Consider the following 20,952-nt stretch of genomic DNA (forward strand, 5'->3'; position numbering starts at 1 on the left):
GTAGGAATATCTACTTCTAAGTTGACTTAATTCACTTCTAAGAGTTCAACTTTGAAAATAAGTGTTTCATTTGGTCCTATAGGTCCGCCCGGACGAGGATTCATGCCATAGGCAAGATCTCCTGGTATATAGAACCGATAGGTAGCACCTTCCTTCATTAACTGCAGACCTTCAGTCCATCCTTCAATCACTCTATTCAGAGGAAATGTGGCCGGTTCTCCGCGTTCGTAGGAGCTGTCAAATACAGTGCCGTCGATTAAGGTACCTTCGTAATGAACCGTAACGGAATCAGTTGCGGCTGGAGATTCTCCACTGCCTTCTTCAAGTACCTTATACTGCAGGCCGCTGTCAGTTACCTGAACGCCTTCTTTATTTCTGTTCTCAGCTAGAAAACTTTCTCCTTCCTCTCGGTTGGATTGTGCTTCTTCCTGTTTCATTTGTTGTGCCTTTTGTTGTGCTTTCATTTGATACTGCTGCAGCAGCTGATTGATCTCGTTTTGAGATATTTGAGGATCTTCTTCATTCATGGCCTGTCTGAGCCCTGCAACAAAATCCTCAGCTTCAATGTCATCCATTCCCTGCTGGCGCATGCTCTGTCCGTTCATATATCCTATTCCGTAGCTAACGCTATCAATATTAGTTGATAAATTAGCCTCGGGTGCATCGGAACCGGATTCTTGACCGTTATTGCAACCTGCGGTAAGAATGAGTGCTAATGCTACAGATAATACAGCAGCAGTTGTAGAAATCTTATTAATCATTATATCTTTGTGTCTTTGAACTTATGGTTATTACCCGTTGAAGGTATTCAATTTTTAATGGTATAGAAAACAAATATTCATTTGTTCCCGCTCGTTGTATAATAATCGTTTATTAGTCAGAACTACCTTATATTAAATCCAACTTTTTATTAATCATAACAGATACCCCTTTGAAGTTTACAGAGTTTAATTTGAGCCAGGAACTGAATCTTGGTTTACGAGATATTGGATACGAAGAACCCACTCCCATACAAGAAAAAAGCATACCTCTTATTCTTGAGGGAGAAGACGTTATAGGTGCGGCCCAGACGGGAACAGGCAAAACCGGTGCCTTCGTTATACCATTGATGGATAAAATACTCAGAGACCGTACCGGTCACACCCAGACACTAATTTTAACACCAACCAGGGAACTCGCCCGTCAAATCGATGAACAGATTTTTGCCATAGGTTATCATGCCGGCATTTCATCGGCAACCGTAATCGGGGGTAGTGATTTTTCGGAGCAGGTCAAAGCGATCAGGGCAGGAGTAGATATTATTGTAGCAACTCCCGGTCGACTGCTTGATCAGATGAACGTATTGAATCTTGATTTCAGTCATCTCAAATACCTTGTACTTGATGAAGCAGACCGAATGCTGGATATGGGATTCCTCCCGGATGTTTCAAAGATTGTGGAAGGGCTGCCCGAAGAACGTCAGACACTCTTATTCTCAGCCACCATGCCGGAAGCTATTCAAAAAGTGGTAAAGAAGATCATGAAAGACCCTAAAAGGGTAGAAATTGAGGGGTCAAAACCTGCCGACAATGTCGAACAGCAGGTATATCGTGTACCTGGCAACAAACGCTTACAACTGATTGAAGCACTATTTGACGATCTTGACTGGAGTACTGCCATCATATTCACTGCTACTAAACGCGGCACTGATGAACTTGAAAAGTTGCTCAAAAAACGAGGTGTCAAAGCTGTAAGTATGCATGGTGATCGTACCCAGGAAGAGCGCAATGAAGCACTTAGATTGTTCAAGAACAAGATTTACCCGGTCATGGTGGCAACCGATGTATTGGCGCGAGGTATTGATATCGATAACGTTTCACTGATTATTAACTATGATGTCCCAAACAATTCTGACGATTATATCCACAGGATCGGCAGGACAGGCCGTTATGACAAGAAGGGTACGGCCATAACTTTTGTAACCAATTCCGGGGAAAGTTATTACAGGGATATACACAGAGCTGTCGGCAATCAGATTACCGAAAAAGAGCTGCCTGAATCTATGAGGTCAGGGAGTAGTTCGAAAAAGAAGAGCAGGCCTTCTAAAGAAGAAAAGCCGGAGAAAAAGGAAACAAAAGCTGCTGAACCAAAGGAAACCGAAAAAAAAGAGCGAAAACCGAGGGGCGGATCCGATAAACAAAAATCTAAACCCGAAAAACAGGAAGCTGATCTTGACAAAAGCCGTGATAATGGTGCACCTCAAAAGAAAGAAAAAGAAAAAGAGCCGGAACCGGAAATTGTTTACGTAAAAGATAAGTCAGCCACTGCAGCTGGAAAGTCAGCATATCGATCAGTCTTCAAATACGATGAACACCGATTTCAGCCTGAAATAATTCAGAAAGCAGTTAAGAGAAATAAGAGATCTTTGAAACCGGCAAAAGGCTATTGGGGTATCATAAAAAGTTTTATTCCAAAGATATTCAGTTCCTAGTATGGATTCTGTCAAGTCTATCCTTATCTGGTTTGGGGTAGCAGTCTTAATTTTAATTTGGCTACCATTACTTGCGGTGAGCAGGTTCTTTGATACGGATCCCGCTCATTACAGGACAGGGAGGTTATTTCGCTTATTAGGTAAAGCAATATCCAACATTAATCCGAACTGGAAGATCACCATTTCAGGCCGGATAGATATAGATGATCGCATGCCCTACGTAATTGTCTGTAACCACCTGTCACAGGCTGATATTCCTTTGATTTCCAACTTACCCTGGGAGATGAAGTGGGTGGCAAAAAAGGAACTCTTTGATACACCTGTTATTGGTTGGATGATGAAGCTTGCAGGAGATATCTCGGTTGATCGAAAAGCTTTGAACCGGCGCAGAAAAACTCTGAACGCTGCGGCCGATTACCTATCAAAAAAATGTTCAGTCATATTTTTCCCGGAAGGAACCCGATCCCGCAACGGTAAATTGAATTCGTTTACCAATGGAGCTTTTGAACTGGCCATCAGGGAGAAAGTACCCATTTTACCGTTGGTGATAGAGGGAACACAGACATGCCTCCCTAAAAAGAGTTGGAAATTTGGTACTGCCAAACATATAAAGCTCAAGGTACTTGAACCTGTATCTATAGAGTCATTTCCAGATGAGGATGCGCAGAAACTAAAAGAAATTGTTCGCACCAGTATTCTTCAGCAGCTTTCCGAATGGCGAGGCGAACCTGTTGAAATTATTGATAATCTAAAATGATTGAGAGCTGATTGAGTCACAGCTCTAATGAAGCCGTTTTTATCTGCGTTAGCGTATCATCTTTGACATCCGTCCAGGCAAAAAATAACCTCCCGTCTGTTAATTCCATTTGAGGAAAGCCGCTCCTTCTAGAGCCGCTCATTTCAGCAACATTTTTAGTATTTACGGTTTCATCTCTATAATTAACTTCATTTAGCTTCAGGTAATAATTGTCACCTTCCTTAACCAGCTCACTAATGTAGAGAAGTCCTGATTCAGCGATTTCCACATCGACTCTACCTGAAGTACCTGATTGGTTAACCGTTATCGGTTCATTAAATGAAACCCCATAGTCGGTTGATACTGCTGTTTTAACGGTTTCCATGCTACCTGCACCTGCAAACCAGGCTACAACTACCAGGGAGTCTCTTGAAGCTACCCTGGGACCGTTAACCGGACATGCCCCGATTTTCCAATTGTCGCGAAATACGGGTTGTGGTTCTGTCCATTCTCCCGACTGATATCTGGAATAGTAAATATCTCTTATTTCCTCTGAAGTTCTGTTCCTGTAGGCTATAAAAGGGCCTTGATCAGTCAAAGTCATTGATGTCTGGCAGCAGTCACATACACTGGCATCTAACAGTTTTCTATTTGTGATTTCACCGGACTGTTCAATAACTGCAGATCGTAATGTCATTGCTTTGTCTAAATCGAAATATTCTTCGTCTTTTCGATCTTCGGTTCTTCTTCCATCCAGCCAGGCAGCCAGTAGTTCTTGTTCATTTAGCGGAATTAAGGAGGCAAAACCGTGTTCGGTAGCGGTGCTGTCGTTGTGAGGGGCGAAGGGTTGTGACCACTCACCGTCCTTATTAAGTACTATGTTTACATTATACGAGTAGGTGTTACCGGGAATCTTATTTAACATATGGGCTGCCTTGGCCTGACCGGAATAAGCAACTACTGAAGGATAGTCAGCCCAATTAACAAACCAGCTGTCACTACTTGTAATATCATTGGCTTCAGACCAGTTTTCATCACTCCATGTGGAATATTTCAATAGATATCGCTCAGATCCGGAAACTTTTTCTACCCAGCTCATAAAAAGTTTTCCAGAGTTATCAGCAAATAAAAATGGTAATTCACTCTGGCTTTTTGCCGGACTCTCCAATATTACAGGTCCACGATCGATTTGACTGCTACAAGAGATAAGTACAGCTGTGATTATCAATGAGAACAGTACCGTAATTAATTTTTTCAAGATACTTAACTTATTTTTTGTTCAAGAATATTATCATTCGTCTTCATATACCTATAACTGAGAAACAATCCTGCAATCAGAAGTCCTGTATTTATCAGAAAATACCATAACGGTTCAGAAGCTCCAAGGTAGTAATAATCGAATAGGCCTACACCTGTGATAATTAGAGTTAAGCCTAAAATTTCTAATCTGCTGTTATCCGTAGATATCAGGCAAAGAAGGATGCCGGCAATAAAACCATATACTACACTAAGTGCTACTATCAAAACCTCCCATGGGAATCCCGGCAGATAGGTGATACCTGATAGAGTAAATTCAATACCGAGGTAAAGTCCGACCGCCATCCTGACGATGCTGTTAAGCAGAATGATTGTAAGCTGTCCAATAAAAATTGCTGATATACTACGTATCATAGATTTTTCTGAACGGGTTCTGGACAATTATTGTACAACAGATGAATCATAAAGTAAAAAAATAATATGCCTGAAGGTCCGGAAATTTGGAGAGCCGCAGACAAACTTAATATTGCACTTGCTGGTGAGGTAATTGATGATCTCTTTTTTGCCTTTGATAGTCTGAACGAGTTTAAAAAAGAGCTGATTGGTTTAACTGTTGAGAAGGTAGAGCCGCGTGGCAAAGCTATTTTAACCAGTTTTGGTAATAATCTCACCATGTATTCACACAACCAGCTTTATGGCAAGTGGATGATACGGAACAGGGGCAACGTTCCCAATAATAATCGGCAGCTTAGAGTGGCAATTCACAATGAAAAGAAGTCTGCTTTCCTTTACTCTGCTTCCGATATAGAGATGCTAAAAGATGAGGAAGTTGAAAACCACCAATACATACAAAAACTCGGACCTGATGTCATTCATCCTGAAACGACTCCTAATGATATTCTTGATAGGTACAGAAATGAAAAGTTTATAAACAGAAAGCTGACGACGTTGTTACTGGACCAAGGATTTATCAGCGGTATTGGCAATTATCTTCGAAGTGAAATTCTCTTTTATTCAGGTGTTCACCCTTCGTTGAAACTTCGTGATTGTACAGATAAACAGGTCCAGAAACTGGCAGATGCTACCTTAACCTTATCTAGAAGATCTTATGAAACTAAAGGCATAACAAACGATCCCGAAATTGTTGAAGCCTTAAAAAGGGAGGGAGCGAGTAGAAAAGAGTTTCGTCACTTTGTGTATAACCGAACGGGTAGCTATTGCCATAAGTGCGGTAACGAGATCCAGGAAGTGAAAACTGGAGGAAGAAAGGTCTATTACTGTCCAAACTGCCAGGAAAAATAACTTTGTGACAGTTAAAATCGCAATTTAAAATTAAGCCAACTGCGTAATTTACTTCATTCATAATATATTTTGTCGTTCAAAAAACTTCAGTTTGGAATCTACTATAGTTATGTTGTTTATACTGCTGTATGGTCTGAATTAACAACTATACCTTATCTATTATGACGAAAAATATTGATGAGCTTAAGGAATTATTCATCCGCGATTTAGAACGTCTGGAGTCTGAGTTGACCAACATACCAAAAGAAGATATATGGAAAACAATACCAGGAGTGGTTAACAGTGTAGGGGTATTGGCTCAGCATATCGTTGGAAATTTAAATCATTTTATCGGTACAGCACTGGGTAATACAGAATATATCCGCAATCGTGATAAGGAATTTACCAAAACCGGTATCTCTGCTGATAAATTGATTGATGATGTCAATGAGACCTCAAAAATGATTGTTAAGGTATTTGATGGTTTGAAAGAAAAAGAGTTGAATGATTCGTATCCGATGGATATACCTATGGATTACACTATTCATAAATTTCTGATACATCTTTATGGACACTTAAGCTATCACCTTGGACAGGTTAATTATCTGCGGAGAATATTAAGTGAAAAAGAAAGCTGAAAATCTCCTTACAGACCTATACCTTTAGCCCCTTTGAAATAGAAATTTAACGATTAGTTTAAGTTTGATGAAAGATAATGATTTCCTAAAACCAGGTGATACTGTTAGTCATAGTGACAAACAACTTATGGAGTCACCGGAAGTAGAAGAGATAGCCAGACAGATCATCGAGCGAGAATCTCTCGAATTTGGTCCTGCAGAAATTGGATACTTCTTGGTATATCCTAATTTATCCAAATACAAAGCAGCGAAATGTGTAAAAGCCTCCAGAGAAGTTAAGTACTACTCCGGTAATGATTATCTCATAGAAATCTCCGGCGAAATGTGGGATATGCTTGATCAAAAGACACGGGAAATGGTGGTTTTTAATCAACTATTGCATGTAGATCCCGTTTACAAGGCCAAGAACCAAGAATGGAAGATGAAAGTACGTCGTCCTGACTTTGCTGATTATTATGAAATAAATGACAAATACGGCAATGAGTGGTATAAGACGGTACAGGCGACTGTTTCTTCTTTGTATGACCTTGATCCAAAAAGAGAAAGCAAGGTGAGTTTGTAGGTCAGCAACCGTATTGCGTATTTCCTATTTCACAATCGGAATATGGAATACGCAATTTTTTAATAGCTGTAGTAAAATCTTATTTACCACCCGGATGAAAAGGCAACACCAATTCCGGAATCTCCCATACCATAATATAGGAACCAGGTATTTTCGAGTCTGGCGAGTCCTTCAATAAAAACGACATTGGGTACTTGTCCTTCTTGTTCAAGTTGAGTATTGGGTTTCAGGAAAGAGGAATCTGAACGTGCAATCAACTTTGACGGGTCATTGGCATCAAAGAGTGCTTGGCCTGTTTCATAAACAAGATTTTCATTAGCACCGTTATATAGCAGCAAAATACCGCGATTAGTCATTAGGGGTTGGGGACCCGGTTCTACCAAACGACTGTCAAAATAATTTTTACGGGGCTTTAGTACCGGTTCTTCAATGGGCTGCCAATGGATAAGATCTTCTGAATATGCAACCCAGATATTGGTGTCGCCATAGTACATCCACCATTTATCATTCACTTTATGCGGTAATATAGCTCCGGATTTTGTCCAACCGCTGTCAGGAAAAACTAGTCCGAGTTTCTTCCATGATTTTAAGTCCGGCGAGGTTGCCATCGCCAATCGGGCGGTTTCACCGTCATAGGCTGTATAAGTCAGATAAAAAGTATCCTCGATTTTTACTACCCGTGGATCTTCTACTCCGCCCGGCAATTCCCATGGCTCGGTAGGTTCCAGAACCGGTTTCTCATTACGCTTAAAATTGATACCGTCCGTGCTTGTGGCCAAACCCAGACGAGAAGTGCCATTCCATTGACCTATGCCTGTTGAATCTTCTGCACGATAGAGCAGGTAAATAGTTGAGCCATCACTCCAGGCCGTAGGATTAAACACATCTTTAGATTCCCAGCTATTGCCTCTGGGAGTGATTATGGGATTTTTATCGTACTTTTGGAAAGATGATAATTGCCAATTTTGATCGCTGCAATTTACAAGAGAGGCGAGGGAGATGAATAAAAGTAGGGCGGTGTAATAAAAAGATTTCTTAGTCATTCTTCCTCATCATGGAAATAGGATTCTAAATGTTCCAGTCGGCTTTCAATCTGCAATAATTTATAAAGGATAAGTACATGTGTCTTTCCGGCATCAATGCCCACCGGACTATCCTCACTTTTTATCTCATTCAATAACTCTTCGTACTCCTTATCAGATATTTCTAGGTTCATATCACTCTTTTAAAATTTGTCATTCAAATATAGAGTTTGTCGGTGATTTTGAACGCGGATTCACAAACTTTTTTAATTCAAATATAATGTCATTTTCCAGCAACCAGCAACCAGCAACCAGCAACTTACTTAACATCAAAGCCTTCTTTTTTTAGAAACTTCTTAATTTTCTCCACCTGATTACCCTGTATCTCAATAGTTTTTGCATAGCTGGTACCTCCGGCACCACAATGTTGCTTTAGTTTGCTTTCCAGCTCCTCAATTACCTGAGGGTTATGTTGAATATTGGTTATCATAGTTACCTCTTTACCACGTCTTCCGCTTCTGTCTAGCTTAACTTGAACCGCCATAAGTAAGTTTATTAGTGTTTATTTGATACTTGTTCAGATATCTCTTTACCGTTTTCTGCTTTCCAATGATTGTATTTTTCCATCTGTTCCTCGTAAATCTCATAAACGCATCGCCGGCAACCGGTACCGCAACAATCAGTTGGCAATGGTTTTAGTGGCTTCTTCATAAATTAGATCAGACTTATAGGAGAAAGTTGCTGAATATCAATTTGCCTGTTACTTCTATTGGGCAAAATTTAATCCCTATAAAAAACTTTACTACTTACTTTATTACTCTAAATACACAGTTTGGTATTTTAGGAAGCTTCCCCGTAAGCTTCCGGTCTTTTAGAACGGAGTTCGAACCCATGCAGCGTATAGTTTTTGAGATGCCAGAAAAAACGTTTCATCGTTGAGTCAGGAAGGGGGAAACTTATAACTGATTTGGCAGCCCGTCGCAAGGTCTTATCGGCTGCTGTATATTGGGTAATATCAACGATCACGACACCCTCATACTCCTGAACCTTTTTTAGAAAGTAACGTTCCTGGGGAGTGGCGTATTTAACTCTTGAGTGAGTAAAGCCGGTATATGCCCCGCAAAGTTTGTCGCCGTTCTTAAAATAGAGTATCGAATGTGAGCTTTGGTATTTCTCAAATACCTCATCAATATTTTTAAATGTCTCGTCTTCCGATTTTGAAACCACATCATTGAAATCAACGTGTTCTACAGATAATCCGGTGGCATTTGATATTTTTTCTAATGCTTTTTTCTTATCCGATAAGTATACCCCTAAAAAAAGCGAGAGATGATGGCCTGATTCATTACTACTTTGCACCAATGCTTCAACAACATCCTCAAATGTGTCATCTTTATAAGTCAGATTTTGATACTTCTCCGCTGGCGTTGCTATATCCATTACATTGAATTGTAGATTCAAAAATTAAACTAAATATAAAAAATACTCTGCATTTGAACAGGTATGATGAATTATAAGTTTTCCTTCGCTTCTTTTAGTGAACCGATGCATATGTCAAGATTATTTAGCAGTCCGTCTTCCAGGTTATAAATCCAACCGTGCACTGTCAGAGATTGCCCATCATTCCATGCCTGCTGTACAAATGGATTATAGCATACGTTCTCAACCTGAGCTTTTACGTTGAGTTCACAAAGCCTATTAACCTTTTCACTTTCGAACTCATAGTTAGAGAGCTCTTCTTCATATTTTCGGAAAGTATCCTTGATGTGTAGAAGCCAGTTATCGATCAAACCCAAACGTTCTTCTTGCATAGACGCTTTAACACCGCCACAACCGTAGTGCCCACAAATTATAATATGCTTTACTTTTAATACGGAAACAGCATATTGTATCACAGACTGACTATTCAGGTCTGAGTGCACAATCTGGTTTGCAATATTTCTGTGTACAAATAAGTCACCCGGGGCAAGATCTACAATCTCAGTAGCCGGGACACGGCTATCGGAACATCCGATCCAGAGGTATTCCGGTTGTTGACCTTGAGATAAATTCTCAAAAAAATCAGGGCGCTCTTCTTTTATTTGCTTAGCCCAATTACGATTATTCTCTAATAAAGAGGGTAATTTATTCATCACAAACTGTATTTGGTGACATTATTGATTTTTATGAATAACACCTTCTTTCATAACAAAAGATACGTTTTCAAGTGTACTGATGTTTTCTATTGGATTTCCACTGACTGCTATGACGTCAGCCAGTTTACCACTTTCAAGTGTACCTATTTGGGTATCCATTTTTAAAATTTTAGCTGCCGTAAGTGTTGCAGACTGAATGGCTTTCATAGGCGGCATGCCCGCTTCTACCATGTAGCCAAACTCTTTAGCATTTTTACCATGTGCAAATACCCCGGCATCAGTTCCAAAAGCAACATTTACCCCGTTCTTATAGGCTCTTGAAAACATTTTTTGAATTTCAGGTCCGATAGCTTTGGCTTTGGGTACCACCACTTCCGGATAGTAGCCGGGAATTTTGGCAGAATCAGCTACCGATTTACCGGCAGTAATTGTAGGAACCAGGTAGGTGCCATACTCTTTCATCATATTCATAGTCTCTTCATCCATAAGTGTGCCGTGCTCAATAGTAGTCACTCCGGCTTTGATTGCCCTTTGCATACCTTCAACACCGTGTGCATGAGCCGCAACATGATAGCCTATGTCATTGGCAGTTTGAATGATGGCTTCAAGCTCATCCATCTTGAACTGAGGAGCCGTACCGCTTTTTGCCATACTTAAAACACCACCGGTAGCGGTAATTTTGATTAGATCAGACCCATCCTTATATCGCTGACGAACTGCCTTTCTTGAGTCGGCGACCCCATTGACAACGCCTTCTTTGGGACCCGGATCTCCTTCAATCTCATTCTTCCACCCGTTAGTCGGATCAGCATGACCGCCGGTTGTAGCAATAGATTTGCCCGCAGTAAATATTCTAGGTCCTACAACCTTACCTGCGTTGATCGCATCCCTTAGAGATATGTTTACACCTGAACCACCGACATCCCTTACGGTCGTAAATCCGGCCATAAGTGTGGTCTTGGCATAACCAATAGCATTAAAAGCAACATCTGATGTGTTCAATGTAAACTGCTTGATGTAGTTATCAGGACTAGTTTGTCCTTCCAAGTGCACATGCATATCAATGAGTCCCGGTAGGCAGGTTTTATCGCGCAGGTTGATAGCCGTTGCATTATTAGTAGGAGACTGATACCCTTTTTCAATGGCCGTTATCTTTTGATTTTCAATGATCAGGGTATGCTCTCCGAGTAATTCATCCTGTACTCCATCTATCACATTACCGCAATGTAAATAAGTGTTTTGAGCAATAGCTGATTTACCTAGAAAGAGAACAGTTAAAATAGTAATGAGAACATATGAACGTTTCATAGAAGTTACTTTAAAGTGAAAATTGAAAATCAGTTAATGTGTAAACTATTAATTAAAACGGTCTTGAGGACGACGAATCTGTTTAGGAGGACGTTTAAACACTCTGGCTTCTGAATAGATTCTTTTCGGCGGAGTGCGAAGGTCCCAAACTATCCTGAACCAAGATAATATCTTTAAAGTATAGTGTGATGGATCAAACTCCCACCAGTAAAATCCTTGTCGTTCAGATGAAGGGAACCGGTGATGGTTGTTGTGCCAACCTTCACCAAGTGTAATCAGAGAGATAAACCAGTTGTTTCTGCTATCGTCATTAGTTTCAAAACGTCTCTTGCCAAATACATGAGCCAATGAGTTTACTGTAAAGGTTCCGTGATAAAGCAATACTGTACTGATTATAAAACCATAAACCAGCATTTGAAAACCTGAGGTCCCCGATTCAGGAAAAAGGTAATAAAGCAGTTCTCCCAAGCCATACGTTGCTGCAGCAAGCAAGATAGGAGGGAGAAGGTGGTAGTTGTTCAGGAATCGAAGCTCGGGGAATTTCAATAGATCCCTTACCATCTTGGTATTGGTATCCTTAAAACGATCGCTAAGAATCCATCCAACGTGTGACCACCAAAAGCTTCTTTTAACTGGTGAATGCACATCTTTTTCGGTGTCAGAATATTTGTGGTGATGCCTGTGATGGGCAGCCCACCAAAGTGGACCTTTTTGTGCAGAGGTTGTGGCAATCCAAGCCAACACAAACTGAAACCACCGGCTGGTCTTGAAAGTGCGGTGTGAGAAATAGCGATGGAAACCGGCTGTTATGCCAAACATCCTGACGATGTAGCTTATTAATAATGCTGCTAAAGCAATCCAGCTGAACCCGGCCCAGAAAATCAAAATGCAGGAGAGATGCAAAAGAATAAAACCGCTACCGCTAACCCAGTTAATACGATCTAGCTTCTCATCATAATTATCAGGTATATAAGGTGCTTCCATATATTATCATAAATAGGTGTGAGGAAAATTTCGGTTGAATATACTTATATAGATGAAAGCAGGAAAGGGGATACGGGATTTCGGTTACCTTTAATATTAATACAGTAAAATTACTTATAGTTATGAGATCCTCTCTGTGAAACTCTGAGCTACTTAGTGAACCTCTGTGTTACCGTGAAAGTGTTTATGTTTCGATTTCGTCTACACAAACTTGTTAACAGTATTGCAGGTTATTATTCAAAGAAATATTAATGAAAGCTAATATTTAACTTTCATTTTAAAATTTATATACCTAATCTATTAGCAATATATTTTAGGATGGTTAAGGAACTCTAACTTGTAATTCAAATAGTAGTTGAATTACCTTTAAAAAGAATTTAGGAGAAGTCATTTACTTCCTAAAGATTCTTTAATAGTGGTTAGGGAAACTTAACTTGTAAGAAACTTCCAGAACTGCTAATCTTCTGTTGAAACAAAAAAACTGTAACAAACAAACTTTCGTAGAGTCTTATACTTCGAAAGGGAATTGGAAAAGACCTAAACTACAGACGGCTTTTTCGTTCTAAACAACAAAACGATTTATCATCTAACACAAACAAAACACAATAAAGGAGATCTATTATGGGTCAACAACAATTACTTCTCGTTATACTTGTAACAATTATCGTCGGTATTGCAACCGTCGTAGCTATTAACACCTTCGGCGCTGCCGCAGATTCCGCTAACCTGGATGCTGTTCGTCAGGATATGGGTTCTATTGCTGCTTCAGCTCAGGGTTACTACATGAAGCCTGAGATGCTCGGTGGTGGTGGAAAATCATTTGCAGATATGTCATTTAATGATTTAGCATTTGGTGGAACTATTGTTTCTAATACTGTAGCTTACAATGAAAATGGAACATATGAACTTGGAACTGGTTCGGCTGCTAGCATATCATTAACTGCTGATCCAGCTTCAGGAACTGGGTATATCGAAGGTCAGACTGGTAATGCTGACAACACACTTACAGCTACGATATTACCTGATAACTTAAGCTTCTAAATTTTAGTTGCTGATTAATTAGAGTCCTCATTGAAAAGTGAGGACTCTTTTTTTTACCTAAGGTTTTCATGATGCAGAAACATAAGATTATTTGGGGATTGCTTATATCAATTTTATTTGTAGTTGTAAGTACTTCGATATTCTCCATATCTCATTATAGATTTTTTGATCAAAAAAGAATTGTGCAGTCCGCAGTTCTTGTTCTTAGTTCATTAATTTTTTTGACTTTTTTATATGAAAATAAATTAGTTGGACTAAATAAGTTCGTCAAAACTGGTTTCCCTGTTTTCTTATGCTTACTTATTACTTCAGCCATTTTATCACCATTGGGTACCTGGGCATTTCTTGAAATTGGATGGTACTTGTTACTTACTGAATTACTAATCCTATGTGCATATTTCTTTATAGTTGAAAAAGAAAAGTTTATTAAGACCCTGTTGTTTGGATTAATTGCTTTATGCGTTCTATACTCATCAAGAGTATTTGCTGATTACTTGGTTGGTACAATTAAAGATGAATGGACGACATGGCCGGAGCAATTAAATGTACGATATTTTTATAAAGGGCAAGATATTACTCCAAATGGGTTTTTAGGGTTCGGCCATGTACGTTTTTTTAACCACCTACAAACTTGGTCATTGCCGCTATTAGTTTACGCCTATCTCTACTTTAAGAATAATCTAATACCTGGTCTTAAATATCTCTTATTATTTTTTATTGCTTCATGGTGGATGCTGGTTTTCGCAGCCGATGCTCGAGGAACCATCCTTTCTTCAATCATAAGTATTATAGTTATACTTCTATTGTTCAGAAAGAAGGCAATCTCATTCTTTAAAACTTACAGTACTACTGCATTAGCCGGTTTGATGCTGTATGTTATTTTATTTTTGCTTCCCAAAGAATCATCTCGAGAAATTCTGACAAGATTTGGTGACAGCGGTAGATTAGAGGTTTGGGTATTCAGCTTGGAGCAAATTGTCCAGAATCCTTGGTTAGGTTTGGGACCTATGCATTTTTCTTATATGGGTATCAATCCTCCCTGGTCAACTCCGCATAACTTCATACTACAGTCTGCTTCAGAATGGGGAATACCGGCAATCACAATATTTATTGGCTTTTCGGTATATGCTTACTTTCACTTTTTAAAACAATCTCAGTCAATTTCAAAGCGGGATCAAAATGTCACCGCTATTAATTGGAGAATTGCATTAGTTGCTTCTATAACGGCTGCATTGGTACACTCAATGTTTTCGGGAATTTTTAATTCACAATTAAGCCAGTTGTTAGGAGTAATTATACTTGGTGCAGCTTTTGGAGATTACTTTCTTAACTCAAATAAAAAACTATTTCAGACAAGAAAGAAAATATCTTGGTCGGTTTATCCATTAATAATTTTACTTTTTATAAATACATCATTTGTAGCTTATAAGGTAATATCAGACATTCCACATCTTAGTGAACGTCAAACGGATTATATGGAAAAATATCGCTCTTTGACCCTTTATCCCAGATTTTGGAACCAAGGCATGATTTATGAAAAGGATAATGACATAAAAAATGAAGGGGAAGGCAAATATTTAGATGGTCGGGATGAATAATATTTTATAGTGCATAAACAGCTATTTCACAGAATACTGTTCACCCTGATCTACTATTGGAATCTCCTTAACTAGGTTAGAAGTAATTCATTTTCACACAAATGGAAATAATTTTTATTAAGCTTGGTTAAAACAAATTATCTACAATTTAGGCTATGGGACAACAACAATTATTACTCATAATACTGGTAACCATATTGGTTGGCATTGCGACGGTAGTTGCAATCAATGTTTTCACGGAAGCTCAGGAGCAATCAAACCAGGAGGCAGTTATTTTGGATATGACTTCGGCTGTACCTGATGCTCGTGCATACTTCAGGAAGCCAACTATGTTAGGAGGTGGGGGAAACTCTTTTGCAAATATTGGTATGGATGATTTGGTACTTAATGCTTCTAATGAAAATGCTACATATGCGATCAGTGAACCATCACAAAATTCATTTAAGCTAACTGGTACACCAACGAGTGGAGGAGATCCCATAGTGTTGGTAGTATACGAAGACAGTATCACTTGGGAATAAATTAAATCGTAACGTATTGGAATAGTTTCTCTCTTTAATATTAAGAGATGCTATTTTCCTTTATAATTAGTATCTACTTTTATATTTCATCATCTGCAGTAACGACAACACTAATTTAGTATATATTACCCATGCCACAATTCAGACTTAAAGCCGTATCGCCGCAGGGCAAGCTCATCCAAACAGAGTTTGAATCTGATTCAAAGAAGGAAGCCCAAAAAAAGGTCGATAAAGTCTCTCGTAAGAATGGTTTCCAGGTAAAAGCCATTGAGAAAAAGGAAACCTACCAGTATAAGGTTAAAAAAGGAGCAAAGAAGCCTGTTACCGGGGAGCAGGAAGCTTATAGTAAAGAGGAAGTGGAAAAGGCTCTGGTAAAGCTGGGATACAAGGTAATAAGTGTAAATAAAAAATGGTTCGATTTTAAAGGCGGCGTCCCCATGCAGGAGGTTGTAACGTTTATACGTTTGTCGGCCGACCTGCTTAAGCAAAAACTAAGTTTTGATGAGATTCTTGGTTTATTATATGAGGACACCCAGAATGCGAAGATGAAAGAAGTCATCAAGCAGATTCAAAAGGACCTAAAGGATGGTAAAGAAGGTGATGAGGTGTATGGCAAGCACGAAGATGTATTTGGAAAGTTTGCGGCTTATATGCTAAGTGTAGCATCGACCAGTGGTAACATGGCCTTGGTATTTGAGAGTACGGCAAAGTTTCTGGAAAGAGATGCAGAATTCAAGAAGAATTTAAGACGCTCATTAATGATGCCTACTATTACTGTACTTGCTGTAATAGGGGTTATTCTATTTTACGTCGGTTATATTTTCCCAGCGACCGCTGAGCTTTTTGTTGAGTTTGATATTGAATTACCCCCAATGACGGCAGCAACCCTGGAATTGAGTTACTGGCTGCAAGCAAACTGGATTACGATTACTCTTTCTTTTGTTTTACCCATTGCAGCCTTCATTTATTTCATTAAAACTCCAAAAGGGGCACTGTGGCTGGATAGAAATATTATTAAGGTACCGGTTATTGGCGATTTGCTACATAAAACGAGTATTGAAATTTTCTCTCGCGTTTTCTATACCTTATATAGCGGTTCCGGTCAGAATATTGAAGTAATTAAAGTCGCTGCTGAAGCATGTCGGAATAAATACATGGAGAAACAGATTAAAGAGGTGGCCATCAAGATGATGCTTAAAGAAGGTGCCGGTCTTATCGAATCATTAAAAGCTACAGGCGTTTTTACCAATACAGCAATAAGTCGATTTAAATTAGGTGCTGAGTCTGGGGCATTGCGTGAAAATGCCAAACAACTGGCCCAGTATTACGAAATTCAGACGACCTATAAGATGGAATCAGTAATTGATATGATAAACTTGTTTATTAATTTGTTTATTATGATCGCCTTGATTGCTATTACAATTGTATCTTCGGAAGCTGCTATTATTAAACCTAAATCAACGATGTAATTGGTTTCATAAGCTATAAAGTCTTAGAGTAGATTCTAGCTTAATTCTTACAAAACATAAAATGGGTAAAGTAAATACGAGAAGGCATATAGGAGATATACTGGTAAATCGGGATATTATATCCGCCGGTGAACTTCAGACGGCCTTGGCAATATTGCGGGAAGAACCGGAATCTACCAATCGAAGACTCGGTCAGATACTTTACCAGGATCTCGGACTTGATCGCCATAAGATTATGAAAGAGATAGCCAGTATCTATGCCTTCGATGAGGTACTGGTTAATGTCGACAAGGTAGACCAAGGCATCATCGATGAAATAAAAAATAACATTGATGATTTGCCACACGAAGCTGTGGATAGCCTTGTACATCAAAAGGCCATTCCTTTTCGCTCCAACGGCAACTCCTTGACGATTGCTGCTGCCGATCCATCCGATCCCACGTTAACCAATATCATATCCGGTCTCAATTTCAAACACTACGAGCTCGTTTACTGTAAATATGACTTGGTTGAACAAATTCTTACCCAGGTTTACGAGCAAAAGAATGAGTTTTTGGATCTCTTAGATGAAATAGATTACGAGGATCCTGATTTTGAAGAGACCGACGAAAAGATTGACGAAGACGAGATTGATGCAGAAATCAATCAGAGCATGCTTAATTCACTCGTTGAGGGTATGCTCGTTGAAGCCGTCAGGCAGGGTGTAAGTGACGTTCATATAGTTCCAAGTGGGCCAACCACAACGGATATCAGATTTCGTATTGACGGTAAATTAGATTTGTGGTACCAACAGCAGAATGTAAAGCCTGAAGCTATATCGGCCGTTGTAAAAGATAAAACTCGAAATGTAGATCGTTTTGAAAGGGATGCATCTCAGGATGGGTTTATTCAACGCCAGGTTGATAACCACAGTATCCGCTATCGTGTATCTATTATGCCAATGGTCGGAAAACAATTCGATCGAAAATTTGAGTCTATTGTAATTAGGGTCCTTGATGACCGAAAAGTAATTACAGATCTTAATGTGCTCGGTCTTCAAGAGAAAGCGAAAGCAGACTTTGTTAAAGCTATTGAAAAGCCATCGGGTATTGTAATTATTACCGGGCCTACTGGTAGTGGTAAGTCTACTACACTTGTTGCTGCTCTATACTATGTGATTGATCCATCAGTTAATGTCCTAACGGTTGAGGAACCTGTTGAATATCTCATTGAAGGAGCCAGACAGCTTAAGCTTAGTCATCATATGACTTTTGACCAAGCTATGCGAGGTATTTTGCGTCATGACCCCGATATTGTACTTGTAGGTGAGATCCGAGACCTTAAAACTGCTGAAATTGCTATAAAGCTAGCTAATACCGGTCACTTGACCTTCTCAACCCTTCATACCAACGATGCTCCCAGTGCTGTATCTCGACTCTATAAAATGGGTGTTGAGCCATTCCTAATTGCAAACGCCGTAAATATTATTATGGCACAGCGATTGGTCCGAAGTTTATGCAAGAACTGTAAGGAAGAATATGAGCCGCATCCGGAAGTGGCGAAAGGAATTGGCTTCACTGAAGAAGAGATCCAGGAGACAACCTTTTATAAGGCGGTTGGTTGTGATAAGTGCACAAACGGTTATAAAGGGCGAACTGCGATTATGGAGGCTCTTTACTTTGATAAAGAAATCCGGAAAATGATACTTGAATCCGGAAGTGAAATTGATGAAGCACGAATTAAAGAGCATGCCATCAGCCAAGGCATGTTAAGCTTGCGTGCATCGGGGCGTGAACGTATAAAAAATGGTACTACAACCATAGAAGAGATTGTTGCCATTACTATTGAAGACTAAGAACGTATGGTAACCTCTGATAGACATCATATATACACAAAGTATTACAGAGGCAATAGAAAAGGGTAAATTCACAACTGGAGTGTAAATTGGTATTCAATTATGATTAATGAAAATCAGACAGAAAACGAGACCACGCCGGAATATATACGGCGATTTTTAAAAGAGCCTCCGCTCTTGCTTAAAAATTTTCACTATGAAGACATCATGGAGTTTTTAAATCTTGGTGTTGAAGAGCGATATCTCCAGGATGACATCATTGTAAATGAATCCGAGTATGTAAATTCCGCTTTTCTTATATGTGAGGGGAAAGTTGCTATCTGGAAGGACAACATACAGTTAGCGATATTATCGGATGGAAATTTTATAGGTGAAACCTTTCTATTTAGTAAAAATAACCGGATGGCCAAAGTTGTATCTGAGGGAGACAGTTTATTGCTTCGTTTTGAGAGATATGAAGCACTTAATTTCTTTCGTAAAAAACCGGAAAAACTATTCAATATATTTACTAGGAATATAATAGAGATACAGCAGAAAAAAATAAGTAACATGAATGTACAGCTTCTGCAGCTAAAGAAGCGCCTTCTCAATGATAATGGATGGTAATCAAAAGGCTTTTATAGTAGCTGTACTCTAAGCTTAATTGATTTTTACAATTTGGCATTAAAACTTTTGAATAGTTCTCTTTTTTTCTATAATAGTTCATAATATTAAATCAAGATATTTACCGATTATTCTGTAAAATTTACTTCATTTGCGTAACAATTGGCTCTTTGTTCTATCTATATACACTACAGGATAATTTAAAATCTTGCTTAAAATATAAATATCATTAATTAAACGGGGTATGCAGGCTGTACAAACAAATAGAATTACTGAACTCATAGAACCTATGGCCAACCGGCTAAGTTCTACAAATAAGGGAATTGAGTTACATAGGGAGATCGGTGAAATTATTGAAGACCAACCTAAAGAAGTACGCCTGGAACTTAAATCCATTCTTGATGGATTTCTTCACGAGATGTATCGAAACGAAGCCTCCGATATTGATTTGGGTGGGCCAGGTTGCGACAATCAGATTTGGTATCGTATTCATGGCGATAAGTCGCCGGTTGATGATATTGAAATGAATTTGCTTGAAACAGATTTCCTCCTGCATAATATCTTAATGCCAAGTCAACGGGAGCATCTTTTCGAGGATCTCAATCTTGACTTTTCTTACAGCATAGACTCAGCCGAAGACGAATTAGATAAAAGATTTCGGGCTGACCTTTATTTCGATCTTGAACATCTTGCCCTCAACATGAGGAAGATCGATAATACTATCCGACCATTTAAAACATTGGCGCTCCATCCTGAAGTTGCTAAAGCATTAAGCCTTAAATATTACAAATACGGACTTACTTTAGTAACAGGAATTACGGGATCAGGTAAATCTTCTACATTGGATACTGTTATTGATGCCAATAACCGAACTGTTGATTCTCACATAGTGATTATTGCCTCACCAGTTGAATTGATTCATAAACCCATACGATCAGTCATCAGACATAGGGAAGTAGGAAGGGATGTAACCTCATTTAAAAACGGTGCTGTGCAGGCATTGCGTCAGGATCCCGACGTTATCGTTATTGGTGAGCTTCGTGATCCTGAAACTATAATGACTGCACTCGAAATAACTGACTCAGGTCACAAAACCTTTGGTACACTCCATACCTCTTCAGCCATGGAGAGTATTGAACGTATTCTGGGTGAGGTACCACCAAATGAACAAAATCGAGTTCGTACCCGACTTGCAGATGTTTTAACTTGTGTTATTAGTCAAAAACTGATTCCCAGTCTCGATGGTAAAAGGGTTTTGGCCAAAGAGGTTCTTTTAGTAACAAGTGCCGTGAAAGCAGCTATTCGTAATAACAATGTTGGCGAGATCTATCAGATGCTAATGGAAGGTGGAGAGAAGGGAATGAACACTATGGAGCAAGATCTCAAAAGACTTTATGATGAAGGGAAAATTTCCCGTGAAGAGGCGATTAACAACGCAAATAATAAGAAGCGATTGATGCAACTTATTACAGACGTTGACCTTTGATGAAATC

At 39.1% G+C, this 20,952-nt stretch carries 23 protein-coding genes; 12 read left to right on the forward strand and 11 right to left on the reverse strand.

The window, feature by feature from the left end:
* Positions 1–26: 26 nt before the first annotated feature.
* On the reverse strand, positions 27–761 hold the full coding sequence (gene bamJ, locus G3570_RS06910) for a BamJ family beta-barrel-assembly machinery protein (RefSeq protein ID WP_165140620.1): 735 nt from the start codon (positions 759–761) through the stop codon (positions 27–29).
* 170 nt (positions 762–931) lie between these two features.
* Between bamJ and G3570_RS06915 the strand changes: the two genes are divergently transcribed.
* The gene (locus G3570_RS06915) at positions 932–2,470 is read left to right on the forward strand and encodes a DEAD/DEAH box helicase (protein ID WP_165140622.1); all 1,539 of its coding nucleotides are present in this window, start codon (positions 932–934) and stop codon (positions 2,468–2,470) included.
* Between the two features lies 1 nt (position 2,471).
* The gene (locus G3570_RS06920) at positions 2,472–3,227 is read left to right on the forward strand and encodes a lysophospholipid acyltransferase family protein (RefSeq protein ID WP_165140624.1); all 756 of its coding nucleotides are present in this window, start codon (positions 2,472–2,474) and stop codon (positions 3,225–3,227) included.
* Between the two features lie 16 nt (positions 3,228–3,243).
* On the opposite strand, the gene G3570_RS06925 is transcribed toward G3570_RS06920, so the two are convergent.
* Positions 3,244–4,305, reverse strand: coding sequence for a hypothetical protein (locus tag G3570_RS06925; RefSeq protein ID WP_165140626.1), 1,062 nt, complete (start codon positions 4,303–4,305; stop codon positions 3,244–3,246).
* A gap of 164 nt (positions 4,306–4,469) precedes the next feature.
* Positions 4,470–4,877 (reverse strand): hypothetical protein, encoded by a 408-nt coding sequence (locus G3570_RS06930; RefSeq protein WP_165140628.1) that lies wholly within the window; start codon positions 4,875–4,877, stop codon positions 4,470–4,472.
* A gap of 66 nt (positions 4,878–4,943) precedes the next feature.
* Here G3570_RS06930 and nei point away from each other — a divergent pair, with 66 nt between their 5' ends.
* The 3 genes from nei (at position 4,944) to G3570_RS06945 (ending at position 6,944) form a co-directional block, all read left to right on the forward strand.
* Positions 4,944–5,765 (forward strand): endonuclease VIII, encoded by an 822-nt coding sequence (gene nei / locus G3570_RS06935; RefSeq protein ID WP_165140630.1) that lies wholly within the window; start codon positions 4,944–4,946, stop codon positions 5,763–5,765.
* Positions 5,766–5,926: 161 nt separating this feature from the next.
* Positions 5,927–6,382, forward strand: coding sequence for a DinB family protein (locus tag G3570_RS06940; protein ID WP_165140632.1), 456 nt, complete (start codon positions 5,927–5,929; stop codon positions 6,380–6,382).
* 67 nt (positions 6,383–6,449) lie between these two features.
* Positions 6,450–6,944, forward strand: a complete 495-nt coding sequence (locus tag G3570_RS06945) for a putative metallopeptidase (RefSeq protein ID WP_165140634.1) — start codon at positions 6,450–6,452, stop codon at positions 6,942–6,944.
* A gap of 83 nt (positions 6,945–7,027) precedes the next feature.
* Here the strand turns inward: G3570_RS06945 and G3570_RS06950 are convergent, their stop codons facing one another.
* The 8 genes from G3570_RS06950 to G3570_RS06985 all read right to left on the reverse strand — a co-directional run bounded on the left by G3570_RS06950 (position 7,028) and on the right by G3570_RS06985 (position 12,393).
* Positions 7,028–7,987, reverse strand: coding sequence for a glycoside hydrolase family 130 protein (locus tag G3570_RS06950; protein WP_165140636.1), 960 nt, complete (start codon positions 7,985–7,987; stop codon positions 7,028–7,030).
* Positions 7,984–8,160, reverse strand: a complete 177-nt coding sequence (locus tag G3570_RS06955; protein ID WP_165139554.1) for a hypothetical protein — start codon at positions 8,158–8,160, stop codon at positions 7,984–7,986. The genes G3570_RS06950 and G3570_RS06955 overlap by 4 nt, the downstream gene beginning before the upstream one ends.
* Positions 8,161–8,285: 125 nt before the next feature.
* Positions 8,286–8,510, reverse strand: coding sequence for a translation initiation factor (locus G3570_RS06960; protein WP_165140638.1), 225 nt, complete (start codon positions 8,508–8,510; stop codon positions 8,286–8,288).
* 11 nt (positions 8,511–8,521) lie between these two features.
* A complete protein-coding gene (locus G3570_RS06965; protein ID WP_165140640.1) occupies positions 8,522–8,677 on the reverse strand; it encodes an oxidoreductase-like domain-containing protein in 156 nt (51 codons plus the stop codon).
* A 129-nt stretch (positions 8,678–8,806) separates the two neighbouring features.
* A complete protein-coding gene (locus G3570_RS06970; protein WP_165140642.1) occupies positions 8,807–9,406 on the reverse strand; it encodes an ATP-binding protein in 600 nt (199 codons plus the stop codon).
* A 71-nt stretch (positions 9,407–9,477) separates the two neighbouring features.
* Positions 9,478–10,098, reverse strand: coding sequence for a carbonate dehydratase (gene can / locus G3570_RS06975; protein ID WP_165140644.1), 621 nt, complete (start codon positions 10,096–10,098; stop codon positions 9,478–9,480).
* Between the two features lie 21 nt (positions 10,099–10,119).
* The gene (locus G3570_RS06980) at positions 10,120–11,409 is read right to left on the reverse strand and encodes a metal-dependent hydrolase family protein (protein WP_165140646.1); all 1,290 of its coding nucleotides are present in this window, start codon (positions 11,407–11,409) and stop codon (positions 10,120–10,122) included.
* Between the two features lie 48 nt (positions 11,410–11,457).
* Positions 11,458–12,393, reverse strand: a complete 936-nt coding sequence (locus tag G3570_RS06985) for an acyl-CoA desaturase (RefSeq protein WP_165140648.1) — start codon at positions 12,391–12,393, stop codon at positions 11,458–11,460.
* A gap of 621 nt (positions 12,394–13,014) precedes the next feature.
* On the opposite strand from G3570_RS06985, the gene G3570_RS16395 reads away from it, so the two are divergent.
* From G3570_RS16395 to G3570_RS07020, 7 genes are all read left to right on the forward strand, one after another.
* Positions 13,015–13,434 (forward strand): hypothetical protein, encoded by a 420-nt coding sequence (locus G3570_RS16395; protein WP_249066769.1) that lies wholly within the window; start codon positions 13,015–13,017, stop codon positions 13,432–13,434.
* A gap of 68 nt (positions 13,435–13,502) precedes the next feature.
* Positions 13,503–15,032, forward strand: a complete 1,530-nt coding sequence (locus G3570_RS06995; protein WP_165140650.1) for an O-antigen ligase family protein — start codon at positions 13,503–13,505, stop codon at positions 15,030–15,032.
* Between the two features lie 155 nt (positions 15,033–15,187).
* Positions 15,188–15,553, forward strand: a complete 366-nt coding sequence (locus tag G3570_RS07000; protein WP_165140652.1) for a hypothetical protein — start codon at positions 15,188–15,190, stop codon at positions 15,551–15,553.
* A gap of 131 nt (positions 15,554–15,684) precedes the next feature.
* Entirely contained in the window at positions 15,685–17,022 is a 1,338-nt protein-coding gene (locus G3570_RS07005; RefSeq protein ID WP_165140654.1) for a type II secretion system F family protein, read from the forward strand.
* A gap of 61 nt (positions 17,023–17,083) precedes the next feature.
* On the forward strand, positions 17,084–18,856 hold the full coding sequence (locus G3570_RS07010) for a GspE/PulE family protein (protein WP_165140656.1): 1,773 nt from the start codon (positions 17,084–17,086) through the stop codon (positions 18,854–18,856).
* Positions 18,857–18,958: 102 nt separating this feature from the next.
* Positions 18,959–19,462, forward strand: a complete 504-nt coding sequence (locus G3570_RS07015) for a Crp/Fnr family transcriptional regulator (RefSeq protein ID WP_165140658.1) — start codon at positions 18,959–18,961, stop codon at positions 19,460–19,462.
* Between the two features lie 241 nt (positions 19,463–19,703).
* The gene (locus G3570_RS07020; RefSeq protein WP_165140660.1) at positions 19,704–20,945 is read left to right on the forward strand and encodes a type IV pilus twitching motility protein PilT; all 1,242 of its coding nucleotides are present in this window, start codon (positions 19,704–19,706) and stop codon (positions 20,943–20,945) included.
* Positions 20,946–20,952 lie beyond the last annotated feature (7 nt).

It is taken from the genome of Halalkalibaculum roseum (assembly GCF_011059145.1).
In the GTDB taxonomy this organism is placed as follows: domain Bacteria; phylum Bacteroidota; class Rhodothermia; order Balneolales; family Balneolaceae; genus Halalkalibaculum; species Halalkalibaculum roseum.

Coding starts and splice junctions, on each gene's coding strand:
- G3570_RS07015 (WP_165140658.1), top strand. CDS start 18,959: ATGATTAATGAAAATCAGACAGAAAACGAGACCACGCCGGAATATATA.
- bamJ (WP_165140620.1), bottom strand. CDS start 761: ATGATTAATAAGATTTCTACAACTGCTGCTGTATTATCTGTAGCATTA.
- can (WP_165140644.1), bottom strand. CDS start 10,098: ATGAATAAATTACCCTCTTTATTAGAGAATAATCGTAATTGGGCTAAG.
- G3570_RS06960 (WP_165140638.1), bottom strand. CDS start 8,510: ATGGCGGTTCAAGTTAAGCTAGACAGAAGCGGAAGACGTGGTAAAGAG.
- G3570_RS06940 (WP_165140632.1), top strand. CDS start 5,927: ATGACGAAAAATATTGATGAGCTTAAGGAATTATTCATCCGCGATTTA.
- G3570_RS06955 (WP_165139554.1), bottom strand. CDS start 8,160: ATGAACCTAGAAATATCTGATAAGGAGTACGAAGAGTTATTGAATGAG.
- G3570_RS06950 (WP_165140636.1), bottom strand. CDS start 7,987: ATGACTAAGAAATCTTTTTATTACACCGCCCTACTTTTATTCATCTCC.
- G3570_RS06985 (WP_165140648.1), bottom strand. CDS start 12,393: ATGGAAGCACCTTATATACCTGATAATTATGATGAGAAGCTAGATCGT.
- G3570_RS07020 (WP_165140660.1), top strand. CDS start 19,704: ATGCAGGCTGTACAAACAAATAGAATTACTGAACTCATAGAACCTATG.
- G3570_RS06925 (WP_165140626.1), bottom strand. CDS start 4,305: ATGAGCTGGGTAGAAAAAGTTTCCGGATCTGAGCGATATCTATTGAAA.
- G3570_RS07010 (WP_165140656.1), top strand. CDS start 17,084: ATGGGTAAAGTAAATACGAGAAGGCATATAGGAGATATACTGGTAAAT.
- G3570_RS06970 (WP_165140642.1), bottom strand. CDS start 9,406: ATGGATATAGCAACGCCAGCGGAGAAGTATCAAAATCTGACTTATAAA.
- G3570_RS06980 (WP_165140646.1), bottom strand. CDS start 11,409: ATGAAACGTTCATATGTTCTCATTACTATTTTAACTGTTCTCTTTCTA.
- G3570_RS06965 (WP_165140640.1), bottom strand. CDS start 8,677: ATGAAGAAGCCACTAAAACCATTGCCAACTGATTGTTGCGGTACCGGT.
- G3570_RS07005 (WP_165140654.1), top strand. CDS start 15,685: ATGCCACAATTCAGACTTAAAGCCGTATCGCCGCAGGGCAAGCTCATC.
- G3570_RS07000 (WP_165140652.1), top strand. CDS start 15,188: ATGGGACAACAACAATTATTACTCATAATACTGGTAACCATATTGGTT.
- nei (WP_165140630.1), top strand. CDS start 4,944: ATGCCTGAAGGTCCGGAAATTTGGAGAGCCGCAGACAAACTTAATATT.
- G3570_RS16395 (WP_249066769.1), top strand. CDS start 13,015: ATGGGTCAACAACAATTACTTCTCGTTATACTTGTAACAATTATCGTC.
- G3570_RS06945 (WP_165140634.1), top strand. CDS start 6,450: ATGAAAGATAATGATTTCCTAAAACCAGGTGATACTGTTAGTCATAGT.
- G3570_RS06995 (WP_165140650.1), top strand. CDS start 13,503: ATGATGCAGAAACATAAGATTATTTGGGGATTGCTTATATCAATTTTA.
- G3570_RS06930 (WP_165140628.1), bottom strand. CDS start 4,877: ATGATACGTAGTATATCAGCAATTTTTATTGGACAGCTTACAATCATT.
- G3570_RS06920 (WP_165140624.1), top strand. CDS start 2,472: ATGGATTCTGTCAAGTCTATCCTTATCTGGTTTGGGGTAGCAGTCTTA.